Here is an 8,248-nt window from a genome sequence, read left to right as displayed (position 1 = left end):
CGCGGTGCTGAAGGGTGATGTGAAAGACGTCTTGCTGCTGGATGTCACGCCGCTGTCGCTGGGCATCGAGACGCTGGGTGGCGTATTCACCCGTCTGATCGAGCGCAACACCACCATACCGACGAAGAAGAGCCAGATCTTCTCGACGGCCGACGACAATCAACAGGCGGTGACGATCAAGGTATATCAGGGCGAGCGGGAGATGGCAGCGGACAACAAGCTGCTCGGCCAGTTCGATCTGATGGGGATCCCGCCGGCGCCGCGCGGCGTGCCCCAGGTGGAGGTGACCTTCGATATCGACGCCAACGGCATCGTCCAGGTCTCGGCCAAGGACAAGGCCACGGGCAAGGAGCAGCAGATCCGCATCCAGGCTTCGGGCGGCTTGAACGAGGCCGACATCCAGAAGATGGTAAAGGATGCCGAGCTGCATGCCGAGGAGGACAAGAAGAAGCGCGAACTGATCGACGCCCGCAACCAGGGCGAGGCAATGGTCCACTCCACGGACAAGCACCTGAAGGAGTTCGGCGACAAGGTGAGCCCCACCGAGAAGGCCGAGATCGAGGGTGCGCTGGAAGGCCTCAAGACGGCCTTGGCCGGGGAGGATGTCGAGGACATCAAGAACAAGACCAACACGCTGGCCCAATCGGCGATGAGGCTGGGCGAGGCGATGTACAAGGCACAGCAGGAAGGTGGCGCAGGCGCCGCCTCGGAGTCGACCGGCGGGGAAGCGGCCAACGAGCCGAAGAGCGAAAAGGTCGTCGACGCGGAGTTCGAGGACGTCACGGACAAGAACAAGAAGACCGGCTCCGGCTGATGCGGAGCTAGAACAGCAACCGCGGCCTCCCGTTCCGGCGGGAGGCCGAACTTTATCGGTGGAAGCGACAAATGGGGGCTGCGTAACGCGTCATGTCGCAGGACTACTACGAGCTGCTGGGTGTCAATCGCACTGCGAGTGCCGACGACATCAAAAAAGCGTTCCGCAAGCTTGCCATGCAGCATCATCCGGACCGCAATCGGGACGACAAGAATGCCGAGCGCAAGTTCAAGGAAATCAATCACGCCTACGACATCCTGAAGGACCCAGACAAGCGCGCGGCCTACGACCGCTACGGCCCGGCTGCCTTCGAGGGCGGCGCCCCCGGGGGGCCCGGCGGTTTTCAGGGGCAGGGCTTCGATTTCGGCTCCGTCTTTGGCGACATCTTCGACGAGATGTTCGGCGCCAACCGTGGCCGGCCGGGCGGCCCGCGGGCCGACATGCGCGGCCAGGATCTGCGCTTCAATCTAGAGATCACACTGGAGCAGGCCTACGCCGGCACCGAGGCCACGGTGCGCGTGCCGAGCTCGGTGACCTGCGAGAGCTGCCACGGCGCCGGCGCGGAGCCGGGCTCCAAGCCGCATCAATGCCAGACCTGCCACGGCCGCGGACGGCTGCGCGCCCAGCAGGGCTTCTTCACGGTGGAGCGGACCTGCCATGCCTGCCATGGCGTCGGGCAGGTGATCGACAAGCCGTGCCGCGCCTGTGCGGGCCAGGGTCGTGTACGGCGCGACAAGACGCTCAAGGTCAACATTCCGGCCGGCGTCGAGGACGGCACGCGTATTCGACTTTCCGGCGAAGGCGAGGCCGGCACGCGCGGCGGCCCGGCCGGCGATCTCTACGTATTCCTGTCGGTGCGGCGCAATCCGCTGTTCGAGCGCGAGGGAGCGGACATCCATTGCCGGGTGCCGATCTCCATGGTCCAGGCGACGCTCGGCAGCAGCATCGACGTGCCGACGCTCGACGGCAAGATGGCGCGCATCAACATCCCGGCCGGCGCCCAGGGCGGTCATCAGTTCCGCCTGCGTGGCAAGGGCATGCCGGTCGTGCGCTCGACGCAGCACGGCGACATGTACATCGAGATCACCGTCGAGACGCCGACCAATCTCACGGGCCGCCAGAAGGAGCTTCTCAAGGAGTTCGAAAAGGCCGGCAAGACGAGCCCCGAATCCGAAGGCTTCTTCAGCAAGGTCAAGGAGATGTTCGGCGGTTGATGACCGGGACATTCTTCTCGACCTGGGAGATCGTCCTCTCGGTCATAACTCCGGTCGCGGTGGCGGTTCTGATTGTAGCCCTCGAAGCGCACGGGCCGCTCGCCCCGGCATTGCAGAAGACGACCGGTCTGGTCGGACCCTACTTCACCTCCGTCGCCATCCTGTTCGGCCTCTTCACGGCCTTGCTGATGAACGATGTCTGGCAAAAGGACACCGCTGCGCGGCAGAGCGTGCAGATCGAGGACGACGCGCTGCGCGCCGTCATTCAGCTCGCGAGAGTGAACGGACTGGAGGCGGGCCTCGTGCCGCGCCTCAAGAGCTACGTCGCCGCGGCCGGCGGGGAAAATCCTTACAGCGAGGGCCGCCGCGAGAAGACGGACGCGGCCTACGCGGCGCTGCTGGCCGCCGCGACGCATGCCGCCGGCGTGGACACTGTCGCGCGGACGACCCTGCTCGGCGCGCTCACGGAACTGCGGCAGGCGCGCGAAAGACGGCTGTCCCTCGCCGACCGGGCGACGACGGTCATCAAATGGCTGTCCATCCTCGTTCTGGGAGCGCTGACGCAGATTGCGATCATGCTGGTGCATATCGGCAATCGGCGCGCCATCCGGGTGAGCGTGGGATTGTTCACCGTGGCCTTCACGTTCTGCCTCGTCATCGTGGCACTCTTCGACACACCGTTCGAGCTCGCGCTCGCCAAAGAGCCCGGCGCGACGCTGAACCGGACGATCGAAGGTCTTTCGAGATAGCGTACGGGCTAAGGTTCAGCAGCCGATCTTCTTCGCGACCTCGATGATCGAGTTTCCGACGGCGTCCCAGTCGCCGTCGGCGGCGAGGTCCGTCTTCTGTTGCGGACCATGCTCTTTGGGCCGAAGTACGAAGCCGGTCGAGAGGCCGCATTTCTGGGCCGCCCGCAGGTCGCCGTTATGGGCCGCCACCAGCATCACCTGATGCGGTTTCAGATACATGGTCCTGACCACCCCGAGATAAGACTCGGGATCGGGTTTGTAGTGATGGAAGGTCTCGCCCGAGAAGCAGTGGTCCCATGGGATGCCGCCGTTCTTGGCCATGTTGACGAGCAGCGCGACGTTGCCGTTGCTGAGTGTGGCCACGACGTATTTCTTCTTCATCATTCCGATGCCTTCGACCGAGTCGGGCCACGGCCTGAGCTTGTGCCAGAGATGCGTGAATGCCCACGCGCCCTCCTCGCCGGGATGCGGCAGGCCCCGCTTCTTCAGCAGCATCTCGAAGGCTTCCTTGTGCAGCTCGTCGATGTTGGTCCAGGGGAGCTCCCCCTTGCGCACGCGCTGCATCTGCGGCTGGTAGAGCCCGCGCCAGTCATCGGCGAAACTCGTCCAGTCGGTTTCCAGCCCATGCTTGCGGCCGAGCCCGGGCAGATCCTCGACCAGGCTGCCGCGCCAGTCGACGACGGTGCCGAACACATCGAAAATGCAGACCTTGAGGTCGGCGAGATCCTTGGCCATCGGTCCTTCCTCCAATTTGCGCAGTGTGGCGTCTCTCGTGCCGCTTGGGTAGGGTCCGCCCATGGTCTGGAAGCACGACACGATCGACGGCAGCGACGGCAAGCCGCGCTGCGGCTGGGCCACGGCCGACCCGCTCTACGAGAAGTATCACGACACCGAATGGGGCAGGCCGCTGAAGGACGATCGCGCCCTGTTCGAGTTGCTGACGCTCGAGGGCTGTCAGGCCGGCTTGTCGTGGATCACGGTGCTGCGCAAGCGCGAACACTATCGCAAGGTCTATGACGGCTTCGACCCTGCGAAGATCGCCCGCTACACGCCTGCCAAGCTTGCGAAGCTGCTGGCCGATCCCGGCATCATCCGCCACAGGGGCAAGATCGAGGCGAGCGTGAGCAACGCCCGGGCCTATCTGGCTCTGGTGGAGCGCGAAGGTTCCTTCGCGAGATTCCTGTGGAGCTTCGTCGGCGGCAAGCCGAAGAGGAACAGTCCCCGGAGCCTGAGGGACGTGCCGGCCCGCTCGCCGGAAAGCGACGCCCTGTCGAAAGCGCTGCAAAAGGCCGGTTTCAAGTTCGTGGGCTCGACCATCTGTTACGCCTTCATGCAGGCGTCCGGCATGGTCGACGACCATATCGTCGGCTGCCACCGCCATCGCAAGTCCTAGTGCCCATCGATGCCCGCCTTCTTCGGAGCCGAAAGCCCTTCCAGGCCGACCAAGCGTGATCCAGGCCAGTTTCATGTCGAAAGTGCGAATCGCCCGTGGTCACTATCGTGTTATCCGATCAGAGCAGCGGCGCGAGCGCCTCGCGCGTCGATTTGCCTTCCACCACCGGCACGACCTCGAACTCGACCACCTCCTGCCAATCGGCGATCCAGCGCTGGAAGAGCGTGACGTCGTCCGCCTCCATGAGCTGGAAACAGCGGCTGAGATCGGCCGATACGTAGCTCGCGACGAACTTCAGGCCGTCGGGCAGGCCGCGGCCCGAGTCGCGCAGCTTGCGGTACGCGGCCTTGCCGTCCTGGTTGCGGAACCGTTCGACCACCATGAAGAGCATGCCGTTCTCTCCCGAAACGGCTAGCTTACGCCAGCTCAACCGTGGGGAACCAAATGAAGATCGCCATCGTGGGCGCCGCAGGGCGCATGGGCCAGATGCTGATCCGCCAGATTGCCCGCACCGAAGGCTGCAGCCTCGCCGGCGCGAGCGAAGCGCCCGGGAGCAGGGCGATCGGCCGCGATGCCGGCGAGATCGCGGGCATGGAAGCCAACGGGGTCAAGATCTCGGCCGACAGCACGGCCGCCATCGTTGCCGCCAATGTCGTGATCGATTTCACCATGCCTGCCGCGACGGCGGCGCATGCGAGGATCGCCGCCGACAAGGGTGTCTCGATGGTGATCGGCACGACCGGCCTCGATCCCGGGCAGACCGCCGCCGTCCACGAGTGCGCGAGGCGTATCCCGATCCTGTGGGCGGCCAACATGTCGCTCGGCATCAACGTCCTGATGGCGTTGGTCGAGAAGACCGCGTCGCTGCTCGATCCCGGCTACGACATCGAAGTGCTGGAAATGCATCACCGCCACAAGATCGACGCGCCGTCGGGCACGGCGCTGGCGCTCGGCCGTTCGGCCGCGGCGGGCCGCGAGGTCAAGCTCGAGGACGTGTGGCGCAAGAGTCGCGAGGGGCACACCGGCGCCCGGCCGCCCGGCGAGATCGGCTTCGCGACGCTGCGCGGCGGCGAGGAGGTCGGCGTGCACACGGTGATGTTCGCGGCGGCCGGCGAGCGGCTGGAACTCAGCCACCGCGCCTTCAGCCGCGAGACCTATGCCTCCGGTGCCCTCCGTGGCGCACTATGGCTCAAGGACAGGAAGCCGGGCCTCTATGGTATGAAGGATGTGCTCGGCCTCTAGGCATCCGCTTCCTTGTCCCAGGGGTGTTCGTAGCGCGGCGAGCGCAGGCGGACGAGCGCGGCCCTCAGCTGATCGCCCACCTCGCGCCGGACCGCCGGCGCCAGGAAGCGGCCGATCACGACGCGGCTGCCGCGGGAGGTCGCGACCAGCCGCTCGCCCTGCTCGACCTGCAGCCAGTAGGCGTCGAGGCGATGTTCCTCGCGCTCGCCGTCGGGCGCCACGCGGTCGACAATGAGCTCGCGGTCGGTGAGCACGAGCCTTTCGCTGCGCCGGGCATCGACATAGTTGCGCTGGAACAGCCACCACAGCAGCGCGACATCGAGACCCATGAAGCCCATGACCGGCCAGGCGCCCAGGAGATACAGCGGCAGGCCGATCACCAGATTCGCCGCCACGACCGCACGGATCAGCCACTTGAAGCCTTCGGGCGGCAAGCTGCGATGCGGCCTGAGCGATGTGGAGAAATGGATTGCCGGAGAGGAGTCGGCCATGGCGTCACCCTAGTGCCTCGGCTAGCGTCCTGCCATGCCCTTGATGACACTCGCCGACGTGAGGCTGTTCTTCATCCGTTTGCGCCAGTCGATGCCGGAGCCGAAGACCGAGCTCGAATACGACAACGTCTACCAGTTGCTGGTCTCGGTCGTCCTGTCGGCCCAGGCCACCGACCTGGGCGTCAACCGCGCCACCAAGCCGCTATTCGAGAAGATCAAGACTCCGGCGCAGATGATGCGGCTCGGCGAGAAGAAGCTGATCGGCTACATCAAGACCATCGGACTCTATCGTGCCAAAGCTAGGAACGTGATCGCGCTCAGCCGGTTGCTGGTCGAGAAGCATGGCGGCGAGGTTCCGCGCAGCCACGAGGCGCTGCAGGAGCTGCCTGGCGTCGGCCGCAAGACCGCCAACGTGGTGATGAACGTGGCCTTCGGCGAAGCGACGATCGCGGTCGACACCCATATCTTCCGGGTCGGCAATCGCACCGGTCTCGCGCCGGGCAAGAATCCGCTGGAAGTCGAGCTCCGGCTGCTGAAGCGCGTGCCGGCGGAATTCCGCCTCCATGCCCACCACTGGCTGATCCTGCACGGCCGCTATACCTGCAAGGCGCGCATGCCCGAATGCCCGCGCTGCGTCGTGAACGATCTCTGCAAGTTCAGGGCGAAGACAGTGGCACTATAGCGCGCTTCGACGACGCTAGGCCGCTTCCGCCAGGATCTTGGCCATTTCGTTGTCGACCACGACCGATGTCTCGAAATAGCGGACCTCCGGCGGCGCGCCGTAGCGCTCGGCGATATAGGCCCGCCATTGCGGCGTATAGACGGCCTCCGCGTCCGCCTTGCTCTTCCAGAGATAGACGCCGCCCCCGATCCGGTTCTCGGCGTCGTAGAGATAGTACTTCCGCACCAGGCCCTTCATGTCCCGGTATTTCGGCGCCGAGCCCTTGAAGAGAGCCGCCGCCTTCCTGGCATCGATGTCGGCCGGCAGCTTGAAGTTCACGATGGCAGTGATCATGGCAACCTCCCGAACTCGGCCGAGGCTATCATCAGCTGCCTCTCGACGCACCCTGCCCGAGATGGCGGATGGCTTCGCGATTTGTCGGTGAGAAGACCTTCTTCATCGCTGCCCGCCAGGGCAGCCAGAGCTGCCCGATGTGCTCGGCGGGATCGAGCGTCGCGACGCTCTGCCGGTCCACCTGGAAGCCGAATACATGCTCGACGTTGTGGGTGACATCAGGCGCATAGCGGCCGCGCCATTGCGGCCAGATTTCGTAGCGATTGACCAGGCGCCAGTCGCTCAGGGTACCCGCCGTCAGGCCTGTCTCCTCGCGCAGTTCCCGTCGGGCGGTCGCTGCGAGGTCGGCATCGTCCGGCTCGCGCGCGCCGGTGACGGATTGCCAGAAGCCCGGCTGGGCCGCGCGCTCCATCAGCAGGACCTGGAGCTCGGGCGTATGCACCACGACCAGCACCGATTCGGGAATCTTGAACGTCATTGCCCCACCATAGCCCCTGCATTGACACCATGCCTGCCCCCGCTATGGTCCGGCGGCTTTTTCGAGGAGACCATGAGCAAGGAGCTTCAGAGCACCATCGACGCCGCGTGGGAGAAGCGCGACGGCATCACCAGCGCCACCAAGGGCCCCGTGCGTGATGCCGTCGAGACGGCGATCACCGGCCTCGATGACGGCGCTTTCCGGACCGCCGAAAAGGTGGGTGGCGAGTGGCTGGTGAACCAGTGGCTGAAGAAGGCGGTGCTGCTCTCCTTCCGCCTCTACGATTCGGTAGCGATGGACGGCGGCGCAGCGTTTCCCGGAATGGGCGCCGCACCATGGTTCGACAAGGTGCCGCTCAAGACAGCGGGGTGGGACGCCGCACGCTTCGGCAAGGCCGGCTTCCGCGCCGTGCCGGGCTCGGTCGTGCGGCGCGGTTCCTACATCGCGCCGTCGGTCGTACTGATGCCGTCGTTCGTCAATCTCGGCGCTTACGTCGATTCAGGCACCATGGTCGACACCTGGGCGACCGTCGGCTCCTGCGCGCAGATCGGCAAGAACTGCCATCTGTCGGGCGGCGTCGGCATCGGCGGCGTGCTGGAGCCCTTGCAGGCCAACCCGGTGATCGTCGAGGACAACTGCTTCATCGGCGCGCGCTCGGAAGTGGTCGAGGGTGTGATCGTCGGCACCGGCTCGGTGCTGTCGATGGGCGTGTTCATTTCGGCGAATACTCGGATCGTCGATCGCGAGACCGGCCAGATTCATGTCGGCAAGGTACCGCCTTACTCCGTCGTTCACCCCGGCACCATGGGCGGCGGTCCCGACCGGCCGGCGCGCTACTGCGTAATCATCACC

General features: G+C 65.5%; 12 protein-coding genes. 7 read left to right on the top strand and 5 right to left on the bottom strand.

Annotated elements, in window-relative coordinates; all coding sequences use genetic code 11:
* The 3 genes from VH499_RS24340 to VH499_RS24330 all read left to right on the top strand — a co-directional run.
* On the top strand, positions 1 to 814 hold an 814-nt coding region (locus VH499_RS24340; RefSeq protein ID WP_332055366.1), incomplete at its 5' end, for an Hsp70 family protein.
* Between the two features lie 92 nt (positions 815 to 906).
* Positions 907 to 2,028 (top strand): molecular chaperone DnaJ, encoded by a 1,122-nt coding sequence (gene dnaJ, locus VH499_RS24335; protein WP_332055365.1) that lies wholly within the window; start codon positions 907 to 909, stop codon positions 2,026 to 2,028.
* A complete protein-coding gene (locus VH499_RS24330) occupies positions 2,028 to 2,777 on the top strand; it encodes a hypothetical protein (protein WP_332055364.1) in 750 nt (249 codons plus the stop codon). Before dnaJ ends, VH499_RS24330 begins: the two co-directional genes overlap by 1 nt.
* A 15-nt stretch (positions 2,778 to 2,792) precedes the next feature.
* Here VH499_RS24330 and VH499_RS24325 read toward each other — a convergent pair whose 3' ends face one another.
* The gene (locus tag VH499_RS24325; RefSeq protein WP_332055363.1) at positions 2,793 to 3,512 is read right to left on the bottom strand and encodes a haloacid dehalogenase type II; all 720 of its coding nucleotides are present in this window, start codon (positions 3,510 to 3,512) and stop codon (positions 2,793 to 2,795) included.
* Between the two features lie 61 nt (positions 3,513 to 3,573).
* Here VH499_RS24325 and VH499_RS24320 point away from each other — a divergent pair, with 61 nt between their 5' ends.
* A complete protein-coding gene (locus tag VH499_RS24320; RefSeq protein ID WP_332055362.1) occupies positions 3,574 to 4,170 on the top strand; it encodes a DNA-3-methyladenine glycosylase I in 597 nt (198 codons plus the stop codon).
* A 118-nt stretch (positions 4,171 to 4,288) separates the two neighbouring features.
* Here VH499_RS24320 and VH499_RS24315 read toward each other — a convergent pair whose 3' ends face one another.
* Positions 4,289 to 4,561, bottom strand: a complete 273-nt coding sequence (locus VH499_RS24315) for a DUF3303 domain-containing protein (RefSeq protein WP_332055361.1) — start codon at positions 4,559 to 4,561, stop codon at positions 4,289 to 4,291.
* 53 nt (positions 4,562 to 4,614) lie between these two features.
* On the opposite strand from VH499_RS24315, the gene dapB reads away from it, so the two are divergent.
* On the top strand, positions 4,615 to 5,412 hold the full coding sequence (dapB, locus tag VH499_RS24310; protein WP_332055360.1) for a 4-hydroxy-tetrahydrodipicolinate reductase: 798 nt from the start codon (positions 4,615 to 4,617) through the stop codon (positions 5,410 to 5,412).
* Here the strand turns inward: dapB and VH499_RS24305 are convergent.
* Positions 5,409 to 5,903, bottom strand: a complete 495-nt coding sequence (locus tag VH499_RS24305; protein ID WP_332055359.1) for a DUF2244 domain-containing protein — start codon at positions 5,901 to 5,903, stop codon at positions 5,409 to 5,411. The two genes, dapB and VH499_RS24305, sit on opposite strands and share 4 nt — an antisense overlap.
* Positions 5,904 to 5,937: 34 nt before the next feature.
* Between VH499_RS24305 and nth the strand changes: the two genes are divergently transcribed.
* On the top strand, positions 5,938 to 6,585 hold the full coding sequence (gene nth / locus VH499_RS24300) for an endonuclease III (protein ID WP_332055358.1): 648 nt from the start codon (positions 5,938 to 5,940) through the stop codon (positions 6,583 to 6,585).
* Between the two features lie 15 nt (positions 6,586 to 6,600).
* Here nth and VH499_RS24295 read toward each other — a convergent pair whose 3' ends face one another.
* Together VH499_RS24295 and nudB are read right to left on the bottom strand one after the other, a co-directional pair.
* Complete coding sequence (locus VH499_RS24295) at positions 6,601 to 6,918, bottom strand: monooxygenase (RefSeq protein WP_332055357.1); 318 nt, start codon at positions 6,916 to 6,918, stop codon at positions 6,601 to 6,603.
* A 31-nt stretch (positions 6,919 to 6,949) separates the two neighbouring features.
* The gene (gene nudB, locus VH499_RS24290) at positions 6,950 to 7,396 is read right to left on the bottom strand and encodes a dihydroneopterin triphosphate diphosphatase (RefSeq protein WP_332055356.1); all 447 of its coding nucleotides are present in this window, start codon (positions 7,394 to 7,396) and stop codon (positions 6,950 to 6,952) included.
* A gap of 72 nt (positions 7,397 to 7,468) precedes the next feature.
* Here nudB and VH499_RS24285 point away from each other — a divergent pair.
* The coding region (locus VH499_RS24285; RefSeq protein WP_332055355.1) for a 2,3,4,5-tetrahydropyridine-2,6-dicarboxylate N-succinyltransferase at positions 7,469 to 8,248 on the top strand (780 nt) is incomplete at its 3' end.

Source organism: Reyranella sp. (genome assembly GCF_036558665.1).
In the GTDB taxonomy this organism is placed as follows: domain Bacteria; phylum Pseudomonadota; class Alphaproteobacteria; order Reyranellales; family Reyranellaceae; genus Reyranella.
Note: the sequence above shows the minus strand (reverse complement) of the source record. Positions and strands in the feature narration are given on the sequence as shown.